Source organism: Streptomyces sp. NPDC001941 (genome assembly GCF_040296945.1).
GTDB lineage: Bacteria > Actinomycetota > Actinomycetes > Streptomycetales > Streptomycetaceae > Streptomyces.
The window spans coordinates 87,346-112,602 of sequence record NZ_JBEOYE010000001.1; the positions used below are offsets into that span (position 1 = coordinate 87,346).

The following is a 25,257-nucleotide window of genomic DNA, read 5'->3' on the forward strand; positions in this document are numbered from 1 at the left end:
GGGGGCCTTCGCTCGGATCGGGCGCCGGGGAAACCCGACCATCTTATGTGCCCGGACGGGCCGGGCGTCACGGCCGGGGCCCCCGACCGTGACTCACGCCTCGGTGAGCACCCCGTCGCGCTCCTGGTAGCGCCGTCCCGAGCGCGGGCACTCCCACGCGCCGGGCTCGTCCTCGCGCTCGACCAGGCGCACGCCCTCGTGGCCCACCCAGCCGATCCGGCGCGCGGGCACGCCCACGACGAGGCCGAAGTCCGGGACGTCCTTGGTGACGACGGCGCCCGCGGCGACCATCGCCCAGCGGCCGATGGTGAGCGGCGCCACGCACACCGAACGCGCGCCGATGGAGGCGCCGTCGGCGATCTTCACGCCCACGGCCTCCCAGTCGCCGCCGCGCTTCTGCTTGAAGTCGGGGTCGACCGAGCGCGGGTTGTGGTCGTTGGTGAGCACCACCGCGGGGCCGATGAAGACGCCGTCGCCGAGCTCGGCAGGCTCGTACACCAGGCTGTAGTTCTGCAGCTTGCAGTTGTCGCCCATGGTCACGCCGGTGCCCACGTACGCGCCGCGGCCGATGACGCAGCCCTCGCCCAGGCGGGCCTGCTCGCGGATCTGCGCCAGCTCCCACACGCTGCTGCCCGCGCCGATCTGCGCCGTCTCGTCGACCTGAGCGGTCGGCTGGACCCTGTAGTTCACTCCGCTGCCTTTCCGAGAGCTTCTTCGCCGGAGGAGCATACGTCCCCGCGCCCGCCCAGCAGCAGCCGGTCGAAGTGGCCCTTGACGGTCTCCCAGTCCCAGGTGACCAGTGCGTGCTCGGAGGCCTCGTGGCCGGCCTTCAGCCAGCCGTCCTCGGTCGCCGTCGCCGCCAGGATCCGCTCCGCGGCCTCCTCCGGCGTCGTCACCACCCACGCCTCGGGGAACAGGGCCCGCGCACCGTGCGGCTTGTCCGCGAAGAACGGCCAGTCGCGCACCACCGGCACCGCACCGGCGGCCGCGCCCTCGACCAGGCCCAGGTGCCAGCTCTCGCGCACCGAGCTGCTGAGCACCACGCCCACCTCGGACAGCGCCCCGGCCACGTCCGGCGTCTGCCCGACCTGGCGCACCGCCCCGGCCCGCTCCAGGCGGCGCAGCTCGCGGCCGTACGCGCGGTGGTAGCGGGCGGCGGCCGGGCCCCCGTCCGGGCTCAGCGGGGTGCCGATCAGGTGCAGCCGGAAGCGCTTGTCCTTCTGGCGCAGCACCTTCAGGACCTCCAGCGCCCACTGCGGGTCCTTGGCGACCTGGCTGACGCCGACCAGGCCCAGCGTGAAGCGGGCGTCGGGCGTCTTGGGACGTACGAACGGCTGGAGGGCCACCGCGTTGTCGATGACGTGCATCCGCGGGGCGCGCGGCTCCTTGAGCCGGGGCACCGCCGCCACGCACAGGTCCCGCAGGTGCTCGCTGACGAAGACCAGGTCGTCGACGCGGGAGAAGTCCACCAGGTGCGGCCAGTAGCTGAACGCCTCGTAGCTGTGCAGCCGGACGACGACGCGGGTGTCGCGCGGGTCGACCAGGGTGAAGAACGCCGCGGCGGCCGCGCACCAGTCGATGAACACGGTGTCGGCCCAGTCCAGGTGCGGCCGCAGCGCCGCCTCCGCCTCCTTGCCGTACTCCGGCTGGCCGCCCAGCGCCCGCTGGATCATCCGGCCCATGCCCTTGGTGAGCGGGGCGAGCACCGGGTCGGCCGCGGTGTCCAGGACCCGCAGCTCCACCTCCGGGTGGTCCGCGTAGCGGGACAGCAGGGGCTTGAGGAAGTTGTCGTTGCCGTGGTGGGCGACCAGCAGCCGCAGCGGCCGGTCCGCGGGCGGCTCGGCGGCGGGGCCCTTGCGGCCGCGGGCCTTGCGCAGCGCCTTGGCCGCGGTGGACTCGCGCAGGGGCGCGGTGAACCGGCGCGGGCGCTCCGCCAGCGGCGAGGTCAGCCCGTCCACGTGCGGGACGCGGTGGAAGGCCAGCAGCAGGGCCTTGGCCAGGTAGGACGCGGCGGCCTTGCGGCTGCCCGCGTCGTGGGCGGCGTCGGCGCACTCCAGCTCGGCCGCGTAGGCCTTGAGCAGGTGGCGCGGTACGTACCCCTTGGCGAGCCGCGCCTCGGCGGCGTCGGTCAGCAGGTCCGCGCGCAGGCGGGCGTCCTGGACGCGGTGCCCGGCGTACCCGACGACCCGTTCCGCCACGAGCGCGTGCTCGGAGCGCGACATGCGCGATATGGCCCAGCGCGCGACGTTCGCGAGCCGTTCGTCGGGAATTTCTGGTGTCGGCACGGTGTAGCTCCCTGATCGAGGCAGGAACACGGACCGTACGGTTAAACGGAGCCGAGCGGAAGGCCTCCCGGCCAGTATCCAGGATCTCCCTGTGAGGCCGCCGGGCCCTTGGACCCGGCGCCCGGGCCCTTCGCGCCCGCCCCAGGTCAGCGCCCCTTCGGCCGGGCCCAAGCGGAAGCGATCTCCGTCACACAGAAGACGGCGCCGAGCGTCGCCAGGAGGGCCCGCACCCAGTGCACGTCGGGTGACCACCACGCGTAACCGGACGCCGGCACGAAGAGCAGCGCGCCCAGGATCCGCCAGGTCCACCAGGACCGTCCGCGCGGCCCCGGCGCGCTGTGCTCCGGGACCAGCAGCCGCTCCGGGGCGTCGGCCAGGGTGTCGCGCAGGCCGGCCAGGAAGCCGCGGCGGTCCAGCACGCCCGCGCCCGGCAGCCCGGGCAGCACCTCCTCCGCGGTGCCGAAGGCGGGCGGCGGCGCGGGCAGGCCCAGCGCCCTGACCAGGGCCTCCTGCCGTTCCGCCGGGGCGTCCACCGCGCGCAGGAGCGCGACCAGGGGGCGTGGGTCGGCCACCCGGTACGCCCCGGCCAGGGCCCGTGCCGTCGCCGTCGCCCGTGCGTGGTCCGGCACCGGAGCGCCCAGGTCCCACTCGTGCGTCGCCGTGACCTCCCCGGCGACCAGCAGCGTCAGCGCGCAGCGGCCCGGGGCGCGGCGCAGCACCAGGGCCGGCCACTTCTCCCCGGTGGTGAAGGTGTCGGCCGCCGTGGTCAGCGGGTCCCCGCCGGTCAGCGCGGCCCGGCGGCCGGGGGCGTGCCCGGCGACCAGCTCCACCCAGGTGGCGCGCGGCCCGGCGGGGGCCATCCGCAGCGGCACCCCGCACATCAGGGCGGCCTCGGCGACCTGCGGCGGCGTGGCGCCCGCGAGTACCAGGGCGCGGGTGGTGGCCGGCGCGGGGGCGGGCGCGGCCGGCGGGCGGCCGAAGAACGGGGTGTCCGCGGCGACCTGCAGCCGCACCCCGGCCCGGTGCTCCAGGAACTCCCCGCGGGGGTCGCCGAGCCGGGCCCAGGGCTGGCTGCGGGCGTGCGGGCCGATCGCCCGGAACGCCTCGAGGGCCTCGGCCCAGCGCTCCTCGCGGATCAGCAGCAGGGCCAGGTGGTTGCGGAAGCCCGCGGCCTCCGGGTCGCCCGGCGGGTACTCCCGCGACAGTTCGAGGGCCCGCGCCACGGCCGCCGCGGCGCGGGCGTCCGGCGGCTCCCCGGCGAGGGCGTGCTCCACCGCCGCGTACAGGGGGAGCGCGTGCAGCAGCGAGCCGGGCAGCGCCTCGTCGGCGGCCCGCTCGGCGAAGGCGAACATCTCCTCGTGCGAGCCGTACCACTTGGCGCACAGGTACTGCAGGGCGGCGGCGTGGCAGCCGTAGTGGTGCGGGGAGCGGGCGACCGCCTCGCGCCAGTAGTCGTCGAACACCTCGCGCGGGGCCTGGGCGCCGACGGCGTGGGTGAGGGCGACCCGCCAGGGCACCGGGTCCGCCGGGTTCAGCCGGGCCGCCTCCCCGATCACCGGCGCGGCGTCCTCCAGGAGCGCGAAGAAGGCCCGGAACCGCTCGGCCGACACCTTCGACGCGCTGCGCGCGGTCCGCACCTCCCAGGCCCTGCGCACCCCCAGCTCCGCCTTGACCAGCAGGGCGTCCGGGTCGCGCGGGTCCTCGGCCAGCCAGGCGTCCAGCCAGCCCGGCGCGTGCAGGGCGGCCCCGGCCAGTTCGCCGGCGTACGTGCCGCGCAGCTCCCAGCGGGCGTCGACGCGGGTGGCGGCCAGCAGGTCCCGGGCGGGCCGGTGCGCGCCGCGGGCGGTCGCGGCGAGGGCGTCGCGCAGCTCCTCGGTGAGCGGTCCGTCGAGGACGACGGCCTCGTCCGGGGGCAGGTCGGCGCCCACGGCGGAGCCGTGCCGCAGCAGGCGGGGCAGGGTGAGGTACGTACGCAGGGGCACGGGCGGCATTCAACCGGCCGCCGGCGCGTGCGCACCAGGGTCCCCGCGGGCGGGATCGGCGGGGCGCGGGAGGCGCGGCGGGCCCGGTTTGACCCCTCAGGGACGGCCCCGTAACCTTGACCGTCGGCGTGTCTCCATGCGCGCCAGCTCCTGAGCACCTTCCTTCCGGCCCTCGCGGCCTGGGAGAGGCCGTTCACACCATCCGGTTCAGCCGCGGGCGCTCGCGCCTGCGCGGACGGCTGGCATCAGGGGTTCCCGATCGAGCGAAAGAGAGTCCGCGTGTACGCCATCGTGCGCAGCGGTGGTCGCCAGCACAAGGTTGCTGTCGGCGACATCGTTGAGGTTGACAAGATTTCCACCGCCAAGTCCGGCGACACGGTCGAGCTCTCGACCCTGCTCGTCGTCGACGGCGAGTCCGTGACCAGCGACCCCTGGGTCCTCGCGGGCATCAAGGTGCAGGCCGAGGTCGTGGACCACACCAAGGGCGCCAAGATCGACATCCTGCGCTACAAGAACAAGACCGGCTACCGCCGTCGTCAGGGTCACCGCCAGCAGTACACGGCGATCAAGATCACCGGCATCCCCACCGCCGCGAAGTAAGGGACTGAGGAGACATGGCACACAAGAAGGGCGCATCGTCCACCCGGAACGGTCGCGACTCCAATGCTCAGCGGCTCGGCGTGAAGCGCTTCGGCGGTCAGGTCGTCAACGCCGGTGAGATCCTGGTCCGCCAGCGCGGCACCCACTTCCACCCGGGCGCGGGCGTCGGCCGCGGCGGCGACGACACCCTGTTCGCGCTGCAGGCCGGTGCGGTGCAGTTCGGCACCTTCCGCGGCCGCAAGGTCGTCAACATCGTTCCGGCTGCCTGAACCACAGGGCGACCGTAGAGCGGTACTGCGAGGGCGGACCCCTCTTCCCGGCACGGACTTCCGTGCCCGGGAAGCGGGTCCGCCTTTCGCGTGTTAAGCAGTAGACATTCCCGTACGTAACTGGAGGCACCCCACCATGACCACCTTCGTGGACCGCGTCGAGCTGCACGTCGCCGCGGGTAACGGAGGCCACGGCTGCGCCTCCGTCCATCGGGAGAAGTTCAAGCCGCTCGGCGGACCCGACGGCGGCAACGGCGGTCGCGGCGGCGACGTGATCCTGGTCGTCGACCAGTCGGTCACCACGCTGCTCGACTACCACCACTCGCCGCACCGCAAGGCCACCAACGGCAAGCCCGGCGAGGGCGGCAACCGCTCCGGCAAGGACGGCCAGGACCTGGTCCTGCCCGTGCCGGACGGCACCGTCGTGCTCGACGGCAAGGGCGAGGTGCTGGCCGACCTGGTCGGCCACGGCACGCAGTACGTCGCGGCGCAGGGCGGCCGCGGCGGCCTGGGCAACGCGGCGCTGGCCTCGGCCCGCCGCAAGGCTCCCGGCTTCGCGCTGCTGGGCGAGCCCGGCGACACCGGCGACGTGGTCCTGGAGCTCAAGACCGTCGCCGACGTGGCGCTGGTGGGGTACCCGAGCGCCGGCAAGTCCTCGCTGATCTCGGTGCTCAGCGCCGCCAAGCCGAAGATCGCCGACTACCCGTTCACCACCCTGGTGCCCAACCTGGGCGTGGTCACGGCCGGTTCGACCGTGTACACCATCGCCGACGTGCCGGGCCTGATCCCGGGCGCCAGCCAGGGCCGCGGCCTGGGCCTGGAGTTCCTGCGCCACGTGGAGCGCTGCTCGGTCCTGGTGCACGTGCTGGACACGGCGACGCTGGAGTCCGACCGCGACCCGGTCTCCGACCTCGACGTCATCGAGGAGGAGCTCAAGCAGTACGGCGGCCTGGAGGACCGGCCCCGCCTGGTCGTCCTCAACAAGATCGACATCCCGGACGGGCAGGACCTCGCGGACATGATCCGCGGCGACCTGGAGGAGCGCGGCTACCGCGTCTTCGAGGTCTCGGCGGTCGCCCGCACCGGCCTGAAGGAGCTGTCCTTCGCGCTGGCCGAGATCGTCGGCGCCGCCCGGGCCGCCAAGCCCAAGGAGGAGGCGACCCGGATCGTCATCCGCCCGAAGGCGGTCGACGACGCGGGCTTCACCGTCACCTTCGACGAGCACGAGGACGTCTACCGGGTGCGCGGCGAGAAGCCGGAGCGCTGGGTGCGCCAGACGGACTTCAACAACGACGAGGCCGTCGGCTACCTCGCCGACCGGCTGAGCCGCCTCGGCGTCGAGGAGTCCCTGATGAAGGCGGGCGCCCGCGCGGGCGACGGCGTCGCCATCGGCCCCGAGGAGAACGCGGTCGTCTTCGACTGGGAGCCCACCATGATGGCGGGCGCCGAGATGCTCGGCCGCCGCGGCGAGGACCACCGCCTGGAGGCCCCCCGCCCCGCCGCCCAGCGTCGCCGCGACCGCCAGGCCGAGCACGACGAGGCGGACCAGGCGTACGACGAGTTCAACCCCTTCTAAGGGGAGCGCCCCGTCAGGGGCGCACGCCCCCGCACGCGCGGGAAGGCCAGTTCGGCGCGCCGGACCGGAGGGTGATCTCCGGTCCGGCGCGCCGCGCGTTTCCCCGCGGGGGCGCGGAGGGTTACACGTACGGAAATTCCCGGGGAACCCGGGCAACCCCCGGGTGTGCGCCAGCCGTCTTAGTGCTGGAAGTGATTGAACGGAGCCTTGATGAAGATCTCCTTCCTCATCCACACCGTCTACGGCATCGGTGGCACCATCCGCACCACGCTCAACCTCGCGGAGGAGCTCGTCGACCGGCACGAGGTGGAGATCGTGTCGGTGTTCCGGCACCGCGACGTCCCGCTGTTCGACATCGACCCGCGCATCAGCGTGGTCCCGCTCGTCGACACCCGGCCCAAGTCGCCCACGAACGAGAAGCAGAGCCCGGAGCAGCTCAGGCCCGCGGCCTTCTTCCCGCGCACCGAGGCGCGCTACAAGGAGTACAGCGCCCTCACCGACGCCCGGGTGCGCGCGCACTACGAGGGCGCCGGCGCCGACGCGGACGTGGTCATCGGCACCCGTCCCGGCCTGAGCGCGTACACGGCGCAGTTCGCCCCGCCCGGCGCCGTGCGCATCGGCCAGGAACACATGACGTACAACCACCACAAGCAGGCCCTCAAGGACGAGATCCGTCCGCACCTGGCCGCCCTGGACGCGTACGTCACCGTCTCCGAGGGCGACGCCGCCGTCTGGCGCGAGCGGATGGACCTGCCCGGCACCCGGGTGCTGTGCGTGCCCAACTCCGTGCCCGAGCCCACCGTCGCCCCCGCCGACCTGTCCGGCACCACCGTCGTGGCCGCCGGACGGCTCTCCCGGGAGAAGCAGTACGAGGTGCTGGTCGACGCCTTCGCCAAGGTCGTCGCGGTCCGTCCCGAGTGGACCCTGCGCATCTGCGGCTGGGGCCCGGAGAAGGACAAGCTGCGCCGCCGCGTCGAGCGGCGCGGGCTGAGCAACAGCGTGTACCTGATGGGCCCGCGCTCCCCGATCGAGCCGGAGTGGGTCAAGGGCGCCATCGCCGTGTCCACCTCCCGCCACGAGTCCTTCGGCATGACCCTCGTCGAGGCGATGCGCTGCGGGCTGCCCGTGGTGAGCACCGACTGCGACTACGGGCCGCGCGAGATCGTCGCCGACGGCGAGGACGGCCTGCTGGTCCCGGTGGGCGACGCCGAGGCCGTCGCCCAGGCCCTGCTGCGGCTGATCGACGACCAGGCGCTGCGCCGCCGGATGGGCGCCGCCGCGATCGTCAACGCCCGCCGGTACGACCCGGGTTCGGTCGCCAAGCAGTACGCGGACCTGTTCGCCGAGCTCGGCGCGGGCTCCGGCCAGCGCAGCGCCGCGCGGACCGCCGGGCAGGCCGCCGACGCCGAGGACACCGCCTTCGCCCCGGCCGCCGACGCGGTCGTCGCCGAGGACGGCACGGTCACCGTCCGGCTGGTCGCCCCCGAGGCCGCCGTCGCCCGCCACGAGGGCCTGCGCCTGGTGTGCACCCGGATCGGCCAGGACGCCCCGGAGCGCGCTTACCCCTTCGGTCCCGACGGCACCGCCGTCATCCCGGCGGGGGAGGAGTTCGCCGAGGGCCACTGGATGTGCCACGCCGACCACCCGGCCACCGGCACCCGGGTCGGCATCCTGGCCCGCGCCGTGGACCAGCGCGCCTCGATGCGGGCCGCCGCGCACACCGCCCCCGAGGAGCCGGTGCGCCACCTCGTCCCGTACCGCCGCGCCCCCAAGCACCACCTGGTGCTGTGCTCCTACGCGCGGCCGGTGCACGCCGAGGCCGGGGAGATCACCCACGAGGGCCGCGACCTGGTCCTGTCCGGACGGCTGTACGGCCCGGCCGAGCTGGACCCGGGCTTCCGTCCCGTACTCACCCTGCGGCGCGGCGGGAATCACCCGGACGAGTTGACCGTGACGGGCACCCGCCAGGGCGCCCGGGCCTTCCGCTTCAGCGTCCCCGGCACCCTGGCGACGGCGCGCCAGGCGTCCGCGAAGGAGATCCGGACGGCCTGGCTGACGTACGCTCCGGGCGCGGCCCCCGTGCGGATCGGGCGGGTGCTGGACGACGTGGTGCAGAAGGCGGACGTCTTCACGTACCCCGGTGTCCTGCTCCACAAGAAGCGCCCGCTGCTGCTCCTGCGCCGGGTGCTGCGCAAGCTGCGCAAGCGGCAGCAGCGGCTGGTCCGGATCAGGTTCGGCTACGACGCGGGCAACGGCCTGGTGCTCCATGTCGCGGACCGCTGATACGGGTGAGTCCGCTGTGGCCTCGGTCACGGAGTGCGCCGGAATCCATCCGGTCAACCTCCCTGGCCAGGGGGTAAACGCACGGTGTCCGAGCGGTGTCGGGCGCCAGGTGTCCGCCTTGCGAGACGGTCACGGAGAGTGCGACCATCACATCGTTCCCCACTCGTCGCAAGGTAGGTCGTCACGTGTCCGTGCCGCATGAAGCAGCCGCAACCCGCACCACCGCAGTCGTCCTGGCGGGGGGAACCGGTCAGCGAGTGGGCCTCGCGATCCCCAAGCAGCTGCTGAAGATCGCGGGCAAGGCCGTCATCGAGCACACGCTGACCATCTTCGAGCAGGCCGAGGCCGTCGACGACGTGATCGTGCTGATGGCGCCGGGCTTCGTGCCGGACGTCGAGAAGATCGTCGCCAAGGCCGGGCTGCGCAAGGTGACCCGTGTCATCGAGGGCGGCTCGACCCGCAACGAGACCACGGAACGCGCCATCCGCGCGCTCGGCGAGGGCCTCGCCGAGGGGGAGGACCGCAACGTCCTCTTCCATGACGCCGTGCGTCCGCTTCTGTCACAGCGCGTGATCCAGGACTGCGTCGACGCCCTCGACCGCTACCAGGCCGTGGACGTCGCCATCCCCTCCGCGGACACCATCATCGTCACCCGCACCCACGGCGAGGACGGCGAGTTCATCACCGACGTCCCCGACCGCTCCCGGCTGCGCCGCGGCCAGACCCCGCAGGCCTTCAAGCTCTCCACCATCCGCAGGGCGTACGAGGTCGCGGCCGGCGACCCCAACTTCCAGGCCACCGACGACTGTTCGGTGGTCCTCAAGTACCTGCCCGACGTGCCGATCCACGTCGTCGCGGGCGACGAGTACAACATGAAGGTGACCCAGCCGGTCGACGTCTTCATCGCCGACAAGCTGTTCCAGCTCGCCTCCACCGCCGCCCCCCGCCAGGCCGACGAGGCCGCCTACCGCGAGCTGCTGTCCGGGCGCACCCTGGTCGTCTTCGGCGGCTCCTACGGCATCGGCGCCGACATCGCCGCCCTCGCCGAGCGCTACGGCGCCCGCGTCTTCCCGCTGGGCCGCTCCACCACCGGCACCCACGTGGAGAACCCCGAGCACATCGACGACGCGCTCTCGCGCGCGTACGCCGAGACCGGCCGCATCGACTACGTGATCAACACCGCGGGCGTGCTGCGCATCGGCCGGCTCGCCGAGACCGACAACGCGACCATCCAGGAAGCGCTGAACGTCAATTACCTGGCGCCCGTCCAGATTGCCCGTGCTTCTTACAAGTACCTGGCCGAGACCAAGGGCCAGCTGCTGCTCTACACCTCTTCCAGCTACACCCGCGGCCGCGCCGAGTACAGCCTTTACTCGTCCACCAAGGCCGCCATGGTGAATCTCACCCAGGCCCTCTCCGACGAATGGGCGGCCGAGGAGATCCGGGTGAATTGCGTCAATCCGGAGCGCACCGCCACCCCCATGCGCACCAAGGCGTTCGGGCAGGAGCCGGCCGGCTCGCTGCTCTCCTCCGAGGCGGTCGCCCGGACCTCGCTGGACGTCCTGCTGTCGGAGCTGACCGGGCACGTCATCGACGTGCGCAAGGAGGACCCCACCCGTAGCGCGGGCGAGGCCTCCGGCTTCGAGGCGGCGCTGGCTTCGGTCCTGGACCGTCAAGAGGATGTGTAATAATTCCTGAATCGGCTTTATTCGGGCCTCTGCGTTCGCCGTCCGGCGAATTGCGGAGGCCCGTGTGCGTGAGGCCCGCGCCCTCACACTTGTTCCTTACATGTGAATAAACCGGCTACCCCCCTCTGGAGCAGGTTTTCGTGATTTCGACCGCCATCCGCCTGGCCCGAGTGGGCAGCGGACGCGAGCTGGCCGCGGCAGTCCTGATGGGACTGGGCTACCCGTGCCTCATGCTCGCCGCGCTGCTGCCCCACCTGTGGCTCTTCGCGGCCGCCGGTGCCGTCACCTACGTCGCCGACTGGTACCTGCACCGCAAGAACAGCTATCTGGTCAACCGGCTCAACAAGGTCCGAGCCGGACTGCCCATGCGCTTCCTGGTGCGCCAGCTGCTGCTGATCATGCTGCTGGCCCGGGAGGGCATGGCCGAACAGCCCCTCTTCTACGTCGCGGTCGGCGGCTTCCTGGTCTTCTTCGGCCTGCAGGCCCCCCAGGGCGCCCTCGCCTCGCTGATCCGGCTCCGCCGCACCATGCCCGTGGTCACGCGCAACGTGGACCTGCACGCCGTGCGCATCCCCGACGCCCCGCCCCGGGCGCTGCTGGACCGGGCCGGCGACAAGATGCTGCACCTCGACGTCCCGGCCGTCGTCGGCGTCGTGGCCGCCGCCTTCGGTGCGCCCAACCTGGTCGCGTACACCGGCATCGGCATCACCCTGGGCCTCGGGCTGCTCTACACCCTGCTGCTCGTGCCCTACCTGCGCCGCAGCCGCCGGGTGCCGACCGGGCCCGCGGTGCTCAAGGCCGTGCAGAAGTGGCTCGGCGAGTACCAGCCGACCGTCGCCCTGTACTTCTCCGGCTCCGACGACTCCGCCTACCAGGTCAACATGTGGCTGGAGACCATGGAGCAGGTCGACGGCCGCCCGATCGTGATCATGCGCGAGCGCAGTCTCGTACCGATGCTCGGCACCACCTCCGTGCCGGTGCTCTGCGTCCCCGGCGGCCAGCACCTGATGGCGATGGACCTGACCTCGATCCGGGTCACGCTGTACGCGGCCAACGTCGGCAAGAACATCCACATGCTGCGCGTGCCCACCTCCAAGCACGTCTTCATCGGCCACGGCGACAGCGACAAGCTCGCCAGCGTCAACCCCTTCTCCAAGGCGTACGACGAGGTGTGGACGGCCGGGCGCGCGGGCCGCGACCGGTACGCGCTGGCCGACGTCGGCGTCCGCGACGAGGACATCGTCGAGGTCGGCCGCCCCCAGCTCGCGCCCATCGAGCGCTCCTCCGGCGCCTCCCGCAACGAGATCCCGACGGTCCTGTACGCCCCCACCTGGGAGGGCTGGGACAACAACCCGGGCAACACCTCGCTGCTGCTGGCGGGCGAGAACATCGTCCGCAGCCTGCTGACGGCCGAGCGCCCGGTCCGGCTGGTCTACAAGCCGCACCCCTTCACCGGCCTGACCAACCGCAAGGCCAAGGCAGCCGACGAGCGCATCCGGAAGATGGTCGCCGAGGCCGCCGCCGCCCGCGCCACCGACCCGCGCTGGGCCCCCGCGCACGCCGCGGGACAGGCCGGCTTCGCCGCCGCCCGCGGCGAGCTGGCCCGCGTCGAGGCCCGCCTCGCCGTCCTGACCGCCCCCGGGCGCAAGGGCGGCGACGAGTCCGAGGAGTCCCGCGTCTCGCTCGCCGACCCCGAGCGGCTGGCCGAGATCAAGCGGCTGCGCGCCGAGTGGAACGACGCCTACTGGCGCTCGTTCGGCTGGTGGGAGCACCGGGTCGTGACCGGCGCCGAGCCCCGGCTCTACGACTGCTTCAACGAGGCCGACGCCATGGTCTCCGACATCTCCAGCGTGGTCTCGGACTTCATCGAGAGCGGCAAGCCCTACGCCGTGACCGACTCGGCCGAGCTGGGCGCCGACGAGTTCCGGCGGCAGAACACCGCCGTGCGGGCCGCCGTCGTCCTCACCAACAGCGCCGCCGGGCTCGACCAGCTGCTCGCCGCCGTCGAGGACCCGTCGGCCGACCGCCTGGTCAAGGCCCGCAAGGACCTCAAGCAGTACCTGCTCGGTCCCGACGAGCCCACCTCCATGGAGCAGTTCAACGCCGCGGTCCGGGCCCTCGCCGCCAAGGCCGAGGCCCGCAACCGCGCCGTCGAGCAGCGCCTGGCCGGCCACCTGGACGAGCTCGGCGAGCTGGAGGACGAGGAACTGCCCGCGCGGACGGAGCAGTCGGCGGCGCGCTGACGTTCCCGTGCGAGGGTGCTGATGACGTCCTCGTACAAGGGCGCTGACGTCCTCGTACAACATGCCGAAAGGCCCGCAAGTCCCCTGTGGTCCAAGGGACTTGCGGGCCTTCGTGCCGCTTGCGGGGCGAACGGGGCGGGCGGGGGCCACGATGTGCCCGATGAGCGAGCACACTCCCGACGTCAGCGTGATCATCGGGGCCTACGACGCCATGCCCTACCTGGTGCGGTGCCTGGAGTCCGCGGAGGCCCAGACCCTGGGCGCGGGCCGCATGGAGATCGTCGCCGTGGACGACGGCTCCACCGACGGCACCGGCGCCTACCTGGAGGACTTCGCCGCCCGCACGGCCGTACCCATGAGGGTCATCCGGCAGGCCAACTCCGGCGGCGCGGGCGCCCCGCGCAACACCGGGCTGCGCCACGCGCGCGGGCGGTACGTCTTCTTCCTCGACGCCGACGACTACTTCGGCGCCGAGGCGCTGGAACGCCTGGTCGCCATGGCCGACCGGGCCGGCACCGACGTCGTCCTCGGCAAGGTCGTCGGCGTCAACCGGGGCGCCTCCCAGTCGATGTGGCGCGCCACCGTCGAACGGGCCGACGTCTTCACCTCCAACGTCAAGTACGCGCTCAGCGCCCAGAAGCTGTTCCGCCGCGACCTGCTGGTGCGCCACGGCATGCGCTTCGACGAGACGCTGTGCACCGGCGAGGACGCCCTGTTCACGCTGGAGGCCTATCTGCGCGGCACCGGGGTCTCCGTGGTCGCCGACTACCCCTGCTACTACCTGGTCGGCCGCGACGACGGCAACCACCTGACCCGGCGCGGGGGTTACGAGCCGCGCTTCGACTCCGCCCGGGCCCTGATGGAGCTGATCGCCCGCCACGAGCCGCCCGGGCGCCGCCGCGACCTGCTGATGCTGCGGCCGTTCAAGGTGACGCTGCTGCCGCAGTTCGGGCCCGGCCTGCTGGGCCAGCCCGAGGAGGTGCTGCGGCACAAGCTCGCCCTGGCCGCCCCGCTGATGCGGCAGTACTGGACCCCGGGCGTCGCCCGCCGCCTCGACCCCGAGGCCCGGCTGCGGCTGACCTGCGTGGCCCTGGAGCGCCCCGGCGAGCTCCGCGACGTCCTGGCGTACGTACGGCGGCAGGGGGCGGCTCCGGTGGTACGCCACCGGGGACGGCGCTACCTGGCGTACCCCCACTTCCGGGGCGGAACGCTGCCCGACGGGGCGTACCGGGTCGTCGAGAGCCCCCTGCGGCGGATGCGCCGGTTCGCGGGCCGGTTCCTCCGGCGGGCAAGCGGTTTCCTGGACCGATCAGATTGAGCCATCCTGGCCGACCGCGCCCAGCGGGAGCGCACGCGCGCCCGCACGCCCCCGCCCCCGCCGCCCCGGACACCGCTGTCCAGCGGCTGGAACGCGCGAGCGGCGGACCCCCGCCCTGGCATAGATTCGCGGTTGTGACAACGGCAAGGCAGCGGCAAGGCGGACGGGGCGGGAAGTGACACGGCAGCACGTGACGGAGGCCAGGCGGATCGTCGTCAAGGTGGGCTCCTCCTCCCTGACCACGGCCTCCGGCGGCCTGGACGCCGACCGGGTGGACGCCCTCGTCGACGTCCTCGCCAAGGTCCGCGGCGGCGGCGAGAAGGAGGTCGTGCTCGTCTCCTCCGGCGCCATCGCGGCCGGACTCGCCCCCCTCGGCCTCACCCGCAGGCCCAGGGACCTGGCCCGCCAGCAGGCCGCCGCCAGCGTCGGCCAGGGCCTGCTCGTCGCGCGCTACACCGCCTCCTTCGCCCGCTACGGCGTCCGCGTCGGCCAGGTCCTGCTCACCGCCGACGACACCAGCCGCCGCGCGCACTACCGCAACGCCTACCGCACCCTGGACCAGCTCCTGGCCATGGGCGCCCTCCCCGTCGTCAACGAGAACGACACCGTGGCCACCGACGAGATCCGCTTCGGCGACAACGACCGGCTCGCCGCCCTCGTCGCCCACCTCGTCCACGCCGACCTGCTGGTCCTGCTCTCCGACGTGGACGGCCTCTACGACGGCGACCCCTCCCGCCCCGGCACCTCGCGCATCGCGGAGGTCACCGGGCCGCAGGACGTCGAGGGCGTCGAGATCGGCTCCGCGGGCAAGGCGGGCGTCGGCACCGGCGGCATGGTCACCAAGGTCGAGGCCGCCAGGATCGCCGCCGAGGCCGGCGTCCCCGTCGTGCTCACCTCCGCCTCCCGCGCCGCCGACGCCCTCGCGGGCCGGGACACCGGCACGTACTTCCACGCCACCGGACGCCGCTCCGCGGACCGGCTGATGTGGCTCGCCCACGCCTCCACCCCGCGCGGCTCCCTCACCCTGGACGACGGGGCCGTACGGGCCGTGGTCGAGGGCCGCAAGTCGCTGCTGCCCGCCGGGATCGCGTCCGTCGAGGGCGAGTTCGCCGCCGGTGATCCGGTCGAGCTGCGCGACCGCGAAGGCCGCGCCGTCGCCCGCGGGCTCGTCAACTTCGACGCCAAGGAGATCCCGCAGCTGCTCGGGCGCTCCACCCGCGACCTGGCCAGGGAACTCGGGCCCGCCTACGAGCGGGAGGTCGTACACAGGGACGATCTGGTCGTCCTGCACCCCTAGAACGGCTGAAAGTCCAGCCATCCGACGGGGACCTTCACCAAAACCGCCCCGCGTACCGTCCCGGACTGGTCAACTTTGTCTCAGGGGTCATCAGGGTAGGCGGGGTGGAGGCCCTTCCGGGGTACAGCAGCACAACGCATCAACAGGAGGCCGCCGGTGAGACGAGCGCGCCCAGGGGCCCTGCCCCGGGGGACGGCCGAACGCGCCCTGACGAGTGTCGAGGCGGGCGCGGACTTCGACGACCCCGCGGACGCCGACGACGACGGGCGCCAGCAGCCCGCCGCCACGGCGGACCGGCGCCCCGAAGAGCGGGTGCTGTCCAAGCTGTGGCACATCACCCTCAGCGTCTCGGGCGCCGAGGCGCCGCTGAAGGAGGTCAGGAGAGGCCTCGAACAGCTCGCCCACGACCACCCCTTCCTGCTCACCAGCCGGTACGCGAACGACCACGCCGAGATCCGCTACTGGGAAGAGGCCCGCGACCTGCACGACGCGGCCGCCGTGGCCCTGCGGCTGTGGGGCGAGCACCGGCAGAGCGCCAAGCTGCCGCCGTGGGAGATCGTCGGCCTGGAGGTCATCGACCGCGAGACCTACCACCAGCGCATCGCCGAGGGCTACGGCCCGCCGCCGGCCTCCCCGGTGGGCGTGCACCCGTACTGAAGGGGTCCCTCGGGCTGACCCGGCGCGGGGAGGCCGGGGCGTCCGGTGGCGGGCCCGCGCGGGCGTCTCGCAGTGCGGGACACCGGCCGACCGCCGTCACCGGGCCGACTACCCTTCCGTCATGACGTCGCACTCCCCGCTCTCGCCGTACGACAACATGTCCCCGGTCTCCCAGGCCGCCTACCGGGCCCGCGCCGCCGCCGCCGACCTCGCGCCGCTCCCGCGCGCGACCAAGGACGACGTGCTGCTCGCGATTGCGGACGCCCTCGAGGTCCGTACGGCCGAGATCGTCGAGGCGAACGCCCAGGACGTGGCCAGGGCCCGCGAGGCGGGCACCGCCGAGTCCGTCGTCGACCGGCTCACCCTCACCCCGGAGCGGATCCGCGCGATCGCCGCCGACGTGCGCGACGTGGCCGCGCTGCCCGACCCGGTCGGCGAGGTCGTCCGCGGCTCGACCCTGCCCAACGGCATCGACCTGCGCCAGGTCCGGGTCCCCCTCGGCGTCGTCGGGATCATCTACGAGGCCCGGCCCAACGTCACCGTCGACGCCGCCGCCCTCTGCCTCAAGTCCGGCAACGCCGTCCTGCTGCGCGGCTCCTCCTCCGCCTACGCCTCCAACACCGCCCTGGTCCGCGTCCTGCGCGACGCCGTCGGCGGCGCGGGGCTGCCCGCCGACGCGGTCCAGCTGGTGCCGGGGGAGTCCCGCGAATCGGTACGGGAGCTGATGCGCGCCCGCGGCCTGGTCGACGTCCTCATCCCGCGCGGCGGCGCCTCCCTGATCCGTACCGTGGTCGAGGAGTCCACCGTCCCGGTCATCGAGACCGGCACCGGCAACTGCCACGTGTACGTCGACGCCCAGGCCGACCTCGACATGGCCGTCGAGATCCTCGTCAACTCCAAGGCCCAGCGCGTCTCCGTGTGCAACTCCGCCGAGACCCTGCTGGTCCACCAGGACATCGCCGACGCCTTCCTGCCCCGCGCCCTCGACGCCCTCGCCGAGGCGGGCGTCACCGTGCACGGCGACGAGCGCGTCCAGGGCTACGCCGACGGGTCCAAGGCCACCGTCGTCCCCGCCACCACGGAGGACTGGGAGACCGAGTACCTCTCGTACGACATCGCCGCCGCCGTGGTCGACTCCCTGGACGCGGCCGTGGCGCACATCCGGCTGTGGTCCTCCGGCCACACCGAGGCCATCGTCACCACCTCCCAGCAGGCCGCCCGCCGCTTCACCCAGCTCGTGGACTCCACCACCGTCGCGGTCAACGCCTCCACCCGGTTCACCGACGGCGGGCAGTTCGGCTTCGGCGCCGAGATCGGCATCTCCACCCAGAAGCTGCACGCGCGCGGCCCGATGGGACTGCCGGAGATGACCTCCACCAAGTACATCGTCACGGGCGACGGCCACGTGCGCTGACTCCTGCCGTCCGGCCCCGCGCGCGGCAACTCGGCGTGCGCGGGGGAGAGTTCCCGCTCTCCCTGCCCAAAACCCCCTCCCCGGTCTACTCTGAAGAGGTGCCGGACGACGTGGGGGGCAAGCCGTTCCAGGACGGCTGGGAGCCCGACGACGACCGCGGGGGTGCGGACGAGGACTTCGCCTCCGTGGTGTTCGACGAGGACTTCGTAAGAGCCGCCGAGATCCATGAACCCAGCGCCGTGGAGCGCCTGCTGGCCGCCGCCCAGGCGCGCGCCGAGGCCGAGGCCGCCCGGGCCCGCTCCGGCGGCGGCGCCACCGACGACGAGCCCTACGAGGACGCGTACGGGAGCGGCTACCGCGGCCCCGACGAGGTGTACGACCCCGACGACGAGGACGAGGACTCGCCGTACGGACGGCACGGCGGCGCCCTGCGCCCCTACCGCCCCAGCGCCCGCTGGCACCGCCCGGTGGCCTGGGTGCTGGCCCTGGTGATGGGCGTCGGCATGGTCGCCCTGGCCTTCAGCGCCGTCTACCGGGGGGCCTCCGGCAACCGCCCGGAGCGCGGGCCCTCACCCGTGCCCACCGTCCCCACCGGCATCGACCGGCCCGCCGGCGCGGCTCCCTCGGCCTCCGCCGAGTACTCCGCCCCGGCCGTCTCCGCGGCGCCCCGCGTCCACTGAGGGGCGCTCCGCGCCCCGTGGGTGTGGAGCCCTGCGTCCAGTGGGTGGTGCTCCGCGTCCATTAGGTGGCGCCCCGTGTCCACTGGGTGGAACCAGGAGCCGGGGTCGGGGCCCAAGTCGCCGGAAGTCGTCCGAAGTTGTCGCGTACCAGCGCGTTTACCGGAGCTTCCGCAGACCTACTCTGAAGGTATGGCAGGGAGTGGCGACCCGCCTGAGGGGACGCCCGAGGGGCACCCCGGCGGTGGTGAGGACGAGTACCGATCCGTCGTCTTCGACGAGTCGTTCGTCCGTGCTGCCCGCCTCCAGGAGTTCTCCGCGCGCGAGCGCATGGGCGAGCACGCGCGGGCGGTGCGCAGCCGCCCGTCCTGGATCGCCCGGCACGGCGCCACCCAGGCCCTGCTGCTGGTCGTCCTGGTCGCCCTCGCCTTCGGCACCGCGATCTACATGGGAGTGCGCACCCCCTACCAGCCGCCGCCCGCCCACCGCGCCGAACCGCTGCGGACCACGCTGATACCCCTGGCCCCGCAGGGGCCCGTCCCCGGCAGCGCCGCGGCCGTCCTCTTCGACCACAGCCCGGCCGCCCAGTTCCGCACCGGCGCCGCGGGCGTCAACCTCCCGGCGGCCCGCCGCACCGACCACTTCTCCGAGAGCCAGGTCGTCACCGCCCTGACCACGGCCAAGGACTACCTGGTCGCCTCCTCGGTCATCCCGGACGTCCTGACCGGCGCCTCCGTCCGCCCCGTCCGGGTGCTCCTCGACCCGGACCTGCTGGACCAGTTCGACCAGAGCGTCGAGGCGCCGTCCGACGACGGCCACCACGCCGCCGCCGGCTGGCTGGTGCGCTTCGACCCGGCCAAGGTGGCCCTCGCCGACCCGGGCGTCCGGGTCCAGGGCACCCTGCGGGTCAGCGAGGCGGGCCCGGACCTGCTCGACGTCGTCTCCGACCACGTCTTCGCCTACGCCCTGCGCCCCACCGCGACCGGCCCCCGACAGGCCGCCGCCTCGCTGTTCACCGTGCGGCGCGAACTGCACTTCCGCTTCGACCGGGACGACCTGCGGATGCACCGGGTCGAACTCCTGACCAGCTTCGTGGAGGCCGGGCCGCAGTCCTGCTCCTCGACCGCGACCGGCGTCCTGAACCCGCTCCTGGCGGGCCGGAGCGCCGCCGCGACCGGCCCGGCGGGCACCGACCCGTACGCCACCGCCCACCCGGCCTCGGCCCTCTGCGGCACCCTCTCCCCGTCCGCCCAGCCGACCCCGGCGGCCTCGGGCACTCCGCCGGCGTCGGGGGCGACGGCGGCCTCGGGCACCCCGGCGGCCTCGGGGCCGGCGGCGGACTGACCTGGTCACCGGGGCCCGGGCTCAGCGGCTGCCGCCCTCCGTTCCCGTTCCCGTACCCGTGCCTTCCCCGTCGTTGTCGTCGCCGCCGGACGGCGGCTGCTTGCCGTTGCCGGCGGTCCCGCCGCCGCTCCCGGTGAACCGGTCGCGCAGGCGCCCGCCCAGGTCACCCGCGCCCCCGGCGATGTCGCCCACGAGCTTCATCAGCGGGTCCTTGCTGCCGCGCACCGATTCCGCGTAGCTGCTGGCGGACTCCCGGAAGGAGTCGGTCACCGAGGTGTCCTTGTCCTCGGAGCGGCGCGGGTAGTGCCCGTCCATGATCCGCTGGTGGTCGCGGCTCTCGGACCACTTCTTCAGCTCGGCCGCCCGCACGGTGGTGAACGGGTGGGAACGCGGCAGCACGTTCAGGATCTTGAGCACCGAGTCGCGCAGGTCGCCCCCGGCCTCGTACTCCTCGGCCTGCTCCAGGAACGCGTCCACGTTCATCTCGTGCAGGTGGTTGCCGCCCGCTATCTTCATCAGGCCCCGCATCGAGGCCTCCAGGTCCTGCCCCACCAGGAGGCCGGCCCGGTCGGCCGAGAGCTCCGACTTGCGGAACCACTCCCGCAGCGCCGTCACGATCGCCATGATCGCCACGTTGCCCAGCGGGATCCACGCCACCTTCAGCGCCAGGCCGGTGAGGAAGAGCAGGATCGTGCGGTACACGGAGTGCCCCGACAGCGCGTGGCCCACCTCGTGGCCCACCACCGCCCGCATCTCCTCCTCGTCCAGCAGCTCCACCAGACCGGTGGTCACCACGATGATCGGCTCGTCCAGGCCGATGCACATCGCGTTGGGCTTGGGGTCCTGCGTCACGTACATCGAGGGGACCTTCTCCAGGTCCAGGATGTAACAGGCGTCCCGCAGCATGTCGTTGAGGTGCGCGAACTGCGTGTCGCCCACCCGCACCGAGTCCGAGAGGAAGAGCAGCCGCAGGCTCCGCTCCGGCAGCAGCCCGCTGAGCGCCTTGAAGACGGAGTCGAAGCCGCTGAGCTTGCGCAGCGCCACCAGCGCCGAGCGGTCCGCCGGGTGTTCGTACGCCCGCGACGAGATGCCCGGGAACCGCCTGCGCTGCCTGCTCGGCACGTGCTCCCGGTCCGCGGCGCCGCTGTTGCCTTCGGTCATGGATGCCCCCTGTTCGTACGAGTCGAAAGTGCCTCGTCCCCCTGACGGACCCCAGCCTAGGCGCTGGGGTTAACGTGTGGCGGGGGCTGTGGATAACCAAGGAGTAGACCCGACATGCCGGACACCGCCACACTTCTCGCCGCCGCTTCCTCCCAGCAGGGACCGGGCGACACGCTCCGCATCGTCCTGCTCTGCTCGATGGTCGGGGCCGCCCTGCTCGCCTGGTTCCTGCTGCGCGGATACCGCGACAAGGACGACAACGACTGAGTCGGCGTGAGCGTGCCCGGACCGCCCGCATACGATGTGCGCGAAGTCTCCGCCCGACTCCCGATCGATAGGTCCTGCTGAAGATGAGCCTCCCCAGCACCGCCGCCAGCCTGGTCACCCTCGCCGAAGGCGCCGAGCACGGCGGCAACCACGAAAGCCTCAGCCCGTACATCACCGGAATCGGCGCCTTCGCGGCGCTCCTGCTGCTGCTGTGGATCACCACCCGCTTCAACCGCGACCGCTGAGCCGGCGACCGCGGAACGGGGCCGGGCCGACGTGCCAGTAGTCTCTGCACGCATGGGAGAGCAGCAAGTGCCTACCGGCCCGAACAGTCCCGGCAGACGCCGGATCGGCGTCATGGGCGGGACGTTCGACCCGGTCCACCACGGACACCTGGTGGCCGCCAGTGAGGTGGCCGCCTTGTTCCACCTCGACGAGGTGGTGTTCGTGCCGACCGGGCAGCCGTGGCAGAAGAGCCACAAGTCGGTGTCCGCGGCCGAGGACCGCTATCTGATGACGGTCATCGCGACCGCGTCCAACCCGCAGTTCTCGGTCAGCCGCATCGACATCGACCGCGGCGGCCCGACGTACACCATCGATACCCTGCGGGACCTGCGCGCGCAGAACGCGGACGCCGACCTCTTCTTCATCACCGGCGCCGACGCCCTCTCGCAGATCCTCACCTGGCGCGACGCGGAGGAGCTGTTCTCGCTCGCGCACTTCATCGGGGTCACCCGCCCCGGCCACGACCTCACGGACGACGGGCTGCCCGAGGGCGGCGTCTCCCTGGTGGAGGTCCCGGCGCTGGCGATCTCCTCCACGGACTGCCGCGCGAGGGTCGTCAAGGGCGACCCGGTCTGGTACCTGGTGCCGGACGGCGTGGTGCGCTACATCGACAAGCGCCAGTTGTACCGCGGCGAATAGGCCACGGAGAGGGGCACCGGTGAACGATCAGCACAATCCGTACGACCCGTACTACCAGCAGCCGCAGATCATCGGCTACGACGAGTACGGTCAGCCGGTCTACCAGCAGGCCCCGCAGCAGGCGCAGCCCCAGCAGCAGGACTACGGCTACGACCCGTACGGCGGGCAGCAGGCGTACGACCCGTACGGGCAGCAGGACCAGCAGCCCCCGCAGCAGGGGTACGGCTACGACCCGTACGGTCAGCAGCCCGTGGCGGACACCGGGCAGCAGCAGGGCTACCAGCAGTTCACCGACACCGGGCAGCAGCCGGGCTACCCCTCGGCGGCCCACCCGGGCGCCTACCAGCAGCAGCCGGCCGACACCGGACAGTTCGGCACCGGACAGTTCCCGCAGCACACTCCGGCGGACACCGGACAGTTCGAGACGGGCCAGTTCGACACCGGCCAGTTCGACACCGGGCAGTGGGGCACCGCCCCGCAGTACTCCGAGCCCCACCCCGGCCACGCGGCGCCCCCGCAGGAGGAGCCCCGGCGCCGCCCCGCCCCCTCGGCCGTCGCCGACCCCGAGGCGGCCGTGCCCGGGCCGCGCCGCCCCGAGGCGGACGGCGAGCCCGACTGCCACACCGAACAGTTCGCGTTCATCGAGGAGCCCGACGAGGACTCCGAGGACGTCATCGACTGGCTGAAGTTCACCGAGAGCCGCTCCGAGCGGCGCGAGGAGGCCAAGCGGCGCGGCCGCAACCGGGTCGTCGCCCTCGTCGTGGTGGCCGCCCTGCTCGTCGTCGGCGGCGTCGGCTACCTCTGGTACGCCGACAAGCTGCCGTTCCTGTCCGGCTCCGACGGCTCCGGCGCGACCACCGCCACGGGCCCCCAGAAGCGCGACACCATCGTCGTCCACCTGCACGACACCAAGAAGGGCGGCACCTCCACGGCCCTCCTGGTGAACAACGCCACCACCAAGCAGGGCACCACCGTGCTGCTGCCCAACGCCCTGGTCGTCGCCGACGACGAGGGCAACGGCACCACCCTGGGCAAGTCCGTCGACGGCGACGGCTCCGCGGGCACCCGCGACTCCGTCGGCGACCTCCTCGGCACCAAGATCGCCGGCACCTGGCGGCTCGACACCCCGTTCCTGGACAACCTGGTCGAGCTGGTCGGCGGCATCGAGGTCAGTACGGACGCCCAGGTCCCCGGCGCCAAGAAGGGCGACGAGCCGCTGGTCGAGAAGGGCGAGGACCAGACCCTCAACGGCCGCGCCGCCGTCGCGTACGCCACCTGGCGCGCCCCGGGCGAGGCCGAGGCCAAGCAGCTGATGCGGTTCGGACAGGTCATGTACGGCGTGCTGCGCAAGCTGTCCAGCGACCCGGCCTCCGCCACGGTCACCGTCGAGTCGCTGCCGCAGGTCTTCGACCCCTCGCTGCCGGCCAAGGACCTGGCGGCCTCCCTCGCCAAGCTCGCCGAGCACGCCAAGGGGGGCGACTACAAGACCGCCCTGCTGCCCGTACGGTCCGACGGCACCCTCACCGACGCGTCCGCGCAGAGCGTCGTCAAGGACGTCCTCGGCGGCGCCGTGAAGTCCCCGGACACCGACGGCACCGTACGCGTGGGCGTGAAGAACGCCACCGGGAACGCGGGAGCCACCGAGTCGGCCCGCATCACCCTGGTCAACGGAGGCTTCACCTTCGTCGACGGCGGGAAGCAGGGCGCCGAGGCGAAGACGGCCGTGCTCTACGCGCAGGAGGCCCAGAAGTCCTCCGCACAGGAGGTCGCCAAGACCCTCGGGCTCCAGGACTCCGCCGTACGCAAGGGCGCCGGCGCCGGGAACACCCAGGTCACGGTCGTCCTGGGCAAGGACTACAAGGTCAAATAGGGGTTCGGGTATTCGTTTGCGGGGCTGTCGGCGGTACGTGAGACCCTTGAGGTGTTCCCGACCGCCGACGAAAGCCTCCTAGTGACCGCCACCGACCGCTCCATCGAGCTCGTGACCACCGCCGCACAGGCGGCTGCCGACCGGCTCGCGCACGACATCATCGCGTACGACGTCAGCGACGTGCTGTCGATCACCGACGCCTTCCTGCTCGCCTCCGCGCCCAACGACCGCCAGGTCAAGTCGATCGTCGACGAGATCGAGGAGCGGCTCCTCAAGGAGCTCGGCGCCAAGCCGGTGCGCCGCGAGGGCGACCGCGACGCCCGCTGGATCCTCCTCGACTACGTCGACATCGTGGTGCACGTCCAGCACAGCGAGGAGCGCGTCTTCTACGCGCTCGAGCGCCTGTGGAAGGACTGCCCCGAGATCGGCCTGCCCGAGGACGCCAAGAAGACCCGCGGCAAGGCCGCCGAGCACGCCGCGCTGACCGGGGCCGACGAGCCGGGTGGTGAGCTCAGCTGAGCGCCGCCGGCGGCCGCCGCGTCGTCCTGTGGCGCCACGGCCAGACGTCGTGGAACCTGGAGCGCCGCTTCCAGGGCTCCACGGACATCGAGCTGACCGAGGCCGGCGTCGCCCAGGCACGCCGCGCCGCCCGGCTGCTCGCCTCGCTCGAGCCGGACGCGATCGTCGCGTCCGACCTGAGGCGGGCGGCGGCCACGGCCGCCGAGCTGGCCGCGATCACGGACCTGCAGATCACCTACGACGCCGGGCTGCGCGAGACGTACGCGGGCGAGTGGCAGGGCCTGACCCACGAGGAGATCGTCTCCCGCTACGGCGAGCAGTACGCCGCCTGGAAGCGCGGTGAGCCCGTCCGCAGGGGCGGCGGCGAGCTGGAGACCGAGGTGGCCGACCGCGCCGCTCCGGTCGTCCTGGCGCACCTGGAGAAGCTGCCCGACCACGGCACCCTGGTCGTCGTCAGCCACGGCGGCACGATCCGTACGACCATCGGCCGGCTGCTCGGCCTGGAATCGCACCACTGGGAGAGCCTGGGCGGGCTCTCCAACTGCTGCTGGTCGGTGCTCGGCGAGGGCGCGCGCGGCTGGCGGCTCCTGGAGCACAACGCGGGCACGCTGCCCGAACCGGTCCTCGGCGACGACGACTGAGGCCCGTGGAACCGGCCCGGGAGCCCCCGCGAGGGCCCCGGGACCCCGGATTTCACTTTCCGGCAGGTCGCAGGCTAGTGTTCTCTATGTCGCCGCGAGGGAAACCGGACGGAAGACGGCAAGCAAGGGGCTATAGCTCAGTTGGTAGAGCGCCTGCATGGCATGCAGGAGGTCAGGAGTTCAATTCTCCTTAGCTCCACAGTCCGGAAGATCCCGTCCCCACCAGGGGGCGGGATCTTCCG

Annotated in this window: 22 protein-coding genes and 1 tRNA gene; 19 read left to right on the top strand and 4 right to left on the bottom strand. The window is 72.9% G+C overall.

Annotation, left to right across the window (positions count from 1 at the left end):
* Window positions 1-93: 93 nt before the first annotated feature.
* The 3 genes from ABT160_RS00340 to ABT160_RS00350 all read right to left on the bottom strand — a co-directional run bounded on the left by ABT160_RS00340 (window position 94) and on the right by ABT160_RS00350 (window position 4,267).
* On the bottom strand, window positions 94-690 hold the full coding sequence (locus tag ABT160_RS00340; protein WP_351641579.1) for an acyltransferase: 597 nt from the start codon (window positions 688-690) through the stop codon (window positions 94-96).
* Window positions 687-2,285 carry a glycosyltransferase gene (locus ABT160_RS00345; protein ID WP_351641582.1) on the bottom strand — a complete coding sequence of 533 codons (1,599 nt, stop codon included), beginning with the start codon at window positions 2,283-2,285 and terminating at the stop codon, window positions 687-689. The genes ABT160_RS00340 and ABT160_RS00345 overlap by 4 nt, the downstream gene beginning before the upstream one ends.
* A gap of 146 nt (window positions 2,286-2,431) precedes the next feature.
* Complete coding sequence (locus tag ABT160_RS00350; RefSeq protein WP_351641583.1) at window positions 2,432-4,267, bottom strand: hypothetical protein; 1,836 nt, start codon at window positions 4,265-4,267, stop codon at window positions 2,432-2,434.
* Between the two features lie 279 nt (window positions 4,268-4,546).
* On the opposite strand from ABT160_RS00350, the gene rplU reads away from it, so the two are divergent.
* The 12 genes from rplU (at window position 4,547) to ABT160_RS00410 (ending at window position 19,633) form a co-directional block, all read left to right on the top strand.
* Complete coding sequence (gene rplU, locus ABT160_RS00355; RefSeq protein WP_351641584.1) at window positions 4,547-4,867, top strand: 50S ribosomal protein L21; 321 nt, start codon at window positions 4,547-4,549, stop codon at window positions 4,865-4,867.
* Window positions 4,868-4,881: 14 nt separating this feature from the next.
* Entirely contained in the window at window positions 4,882-5,136 is a 255-nt protein-coding gene (rpmA, locus tag ABT160_RS00360; protein WP_351641587.1) for a 50S ribosomal protein L27, read from the top strand.
* A gap of 136 nt (window positions 5,137-5,272) precedes the next feature.
* Complete coding sequence (gene obgE / locus ABT160_RS00365) at window positions 5,273-6,712, top strand: GTPase ObgE (RefSeq protein WP_351641589.1); 1,440 nt, start codon at window positions 5,273-5,275, stop codon at window positions 6,710-6,712.
* 210 nt (window positions 6,713-6,922) lie between these two features.
* Window positions 6,923-8,995, top strand: coding sequence for a glycosyltransferase family 4 protein (locus ABT160_RS00370; RefSeq protein ID WP_351641590.1), 2,073 nt, complete (start codon window positions 6,923-6,925; stop codon window positions 8,993-8,995).
* 185 nt (window positions 8,996-9,180) lie between these two features.
* On the top strand, window positions 9,181-10,683 hold the full coding sequence (locus ABT160_RS00375; RefSeq protein WP_351641593.1) for an SDR family NAD(P)-dependent oxidoreductase: 1,503 nt from the start codon (window positions 9,181-9,183) through the stop codon (window positions 10,681-10,683).
* Between the two features lie 140 nt (window positions 10,684-10,823).
* Window positions 10,824-12,926 carry a hypothetical protein gene (locus ABT160_RS00380; protein ID WP_351641594.1) on the top strand — a complete coding sequence of 701 codons (2,103 nt, stop codon included), beginning with the start codon at window positions 10,824-10,826 and terminating at the stop codon, window positions 12,924-12,926.
* Between the two features lie 160 nt (window positions 12,927-13,086).
* Window positions 13,087-14,244 (top strand): glycosyltransferase family 2 protein, encoded by a 1,158-nt coding sequence (locus ABT160_RS00385; RefSeq protein WP_351641596.1) that lies wholly within the window; start codon window positions 13,087-13,089, stop codon window positions 14,242-14,244.
* A gap of 190 nt (window positions 14,245-14,434) precedes the next feature.
* Window positions 14,435-15,541, top strand: a complete 1,107-nt coding sequence (proB, locus tag ABT160_RS00390) for a glutamate 5-kinase (RefSeq protein ID WP_351641599.1) — start codon at window positions 14,435-14,437, stop codon at window positions 15,539-15,541.
* 156 nt (window positions 15,542-15,697) lie between these two features.
* A complete protein-coding gene (locus tag ABT160_RS00395) occupies window positions 15,698-16,198 on the top strand; it encodes a DUF8830 family protein (RefSeq protein ID WP_351641600.1) in 501 nt (166 codons plus the stop codon).
* A 121-nt stretch (window positions 16,199-16,319) separates the two neighbouring features.
* A complete protein-coding gene (locus ABT160_RS00400; RefSeq protein ID WP_351641602.1) occupies window positions 16,320-17,612 on the top strand; it encodes a glutamate-5-semialdehyde dehydrogenase in 1,293 nt (430 codons plus the stop codon).
* Window positions 17,613-17,710: 98 nt separating this feature from the next.
* Window positions 17,711-18,292: an SCO2584 family spore wall biosynthesis protein gene (locus tag ABT160_RS00405; protein WP_351641604.1), complete on the top strand. Its 582-nt coding sequence runs from the start codon at window positions 17,711-17,713 to the stop codon at window positions 18,290-18,292.
* A 189-nt stretch (window positions 18,293-18,481) separates the two neighbouring features.
* Window positions 18,482-19,633, top strand: coding sequence for an SCO2583 family membrane protein (locus ABT160_RS00410; RefSeq protein WP_351641605.1), 1,152 nt, complete (start codon window positions 18,482-18,484; stop codon window positions 19,631-19,633).
* Window positions 19,634-19,654: 21 nt separating this feature from the next.
* Here the strand turns inward: ABT160_RS00410 and ABT160_RS00415 are convergent, their stop codons facing one another.
* Window positions 19,655-20,794 carry a M48 family metallopeptidase gene (locus ABT160_RS00415; RefSeq protein ID WP_351641606.1) on the bottom strand — a complete coding sequence of 380 codons (1,140 nt, stop codon included), beginning with the start codon at window positions 20,792-20,794 and terminating at the stop codon, window positions 19,655-19,657.
* 114 nt (window positions 20,795-20,908) lie between these two features.
* On the opposite strand from ABT160_RS00415, the gene ABT160_RS00420 reads away from it, so the two are divergent.
* The 7 genes from ABT160_RS00420 to ABT160_RS00450 all read left to right on the top strand — a co-directional run bounded on the left by ABT160_RS00420 (window position 20,909) and on the right by ABT160_RS00450 (window position 25,214).
* Entirely contained in the window at window positions 20,909-21,061 is a 153-nt protein-coding gene (locus ABT160_RS00420; RefSeq protein ID WP_351641609.1) for a hypothetical protein, read from the top strand.
* An 83-nt stretch (window positions 21,062-21,144) separates the two neighbouring features.
* Window positions 21,145-21,306, top strand: coding sequence for a hypothetical protein (locus ABT160_RS00425; RefSeq protein WP_351641610.1), 162 nt, complete (start codon window positions 21,145-21,147; stop codon window positions 21,304-21,306).
* A 52-nt stretch (window positions 21,307-21,358) separates the two neighbouring features.
* Window positions 21,359-21,985, top strand: a complete 627-nt coding sequence (gene nadD, locus ABT160_RS00430; RefSeq protein WP_351641612.1) for a nicotinate-nucleotide adenylyltransferase — start codon at window positions 21,359-21,361, stop codon at window positions 21,983-21,985.
* 19 nt (window positions 21,986-22,004) lie between these two features.
* Entirely contained in the window at window positions 22,005-23,855 is a 1,851-nt protein-coding gene (locus ABT160_RS00435; protein WP_351641613.1) for a LytR C-terminal domain-containing protein, read from the top strand.
* 51 nt (window positions 23,856-23,906) lie between these two features.
* Window positions 23,907-24,374, top strand: coding sequence for a ribosome silencing factor (gene rsfS / locus ABT160_RS00440; protein ID WP_351641615.1), 468 nt, complete (start codon window positions 23,907-23,909; stop codon window positions 24,372-24,374).
* Window positions 24,371-25,015, top strand: a complete 645-nt coding sequence (locus tag ABT160_RS00445) for a histidine phosphatase family protein (RefSeq protein WP_351642192.1) — start codon at window positions 24,371-24,373, stop codon at window positions 25,013-25,015. The genes rsfS and ABT160_RS00445 overlap by 4 nt, the downstream gene beginning before the upstream one ends.
* 126 nt (window positions 25,016-25,141) lie before the next feature.
* Window positions 25,142-25,214, top strand: a tRNA-Ala gene (locus tag ABT160_RS00450).
* Window positions 25,215-25,257: the final 43 nt, after the last annotated feature.

What these genes read in the sequence shown, in the direction of transcription:
- rpmA (WP_351641587.1), top strand. Translation starts at nt 4,882, where the DNA reads ATGGCACACAAGAAGGGCGCATCGTCCACCCGGAACGGTCGCGACTCC.
- obgE (WP_351641589.1), top strand. Translation starts at nt 5,273, where the DNA reads ATGACCACCTTCGTGGACCGCGTCGAGCTGCACGTCGCCGCGGGTAAC.
- ABT160_RS00370 (WP_351641590.1), top strand. Translation starts at nt 6,923, where the DNA reads ATGAAGATCTCCTTCCTCATCCACACCGTCTACGGCATCGGTGGCACC.
- ABT160_RS00385 (WP_351641596.1), top strand. Translation starts at nt 13,087, where the DNA reads ATGAGCGAGCACACTCCCGACGTCAGCGTGATCATCGGGGCCTACGAC.
- ABT160_RS00400 (WP_351641602.1), top strand. Translation starts at nt 16,320, where the DNA reads ATGACGTCGCACTCCCCGCTCTCGCCGTACGACAACATGTCCCCGGTC.
- ABT160_RS00410 (WP_351641605.1), top strand. Translation starts at nt 18,482, where the DNA reads ATGGCAGGGAGTGGCGACCCGCCTGAGGGGACGCCCGAGGGGCACCCC.
- ABT160_RS00415 (WP_351641606.1), bottom strand. Translation starts at nt 20,794, where the DNA reads ATGACCGAAGGCAACAGCGGCGCCGCGGACCGGGAGCACGTGCCGAGC.
- ABT160_RS00420 (WP_351641609.1), top strand. Translation starts at nt 20,909, where the DNA reads ATGCCGGACACCGCCACACTTCTCGCCGCCGCTTCCTCCCAGCAGGGA.
- ABT160_RS00425 (WP_351641610.1), top strand. Translation starts at nt 21,145, where the DNA reads ATGAGCCTCCCCAGCACCGCCGCCAGCCTGGTCACCCTCGCCGAAGGC.
- nadD (WP_351641612.1), top strand. Translation starts at nt 21,359, where the DNA reads ATGGGAGAGCAGCAAGTGCCTACCGGCCCGAACAGTCCCGGCAGACGC.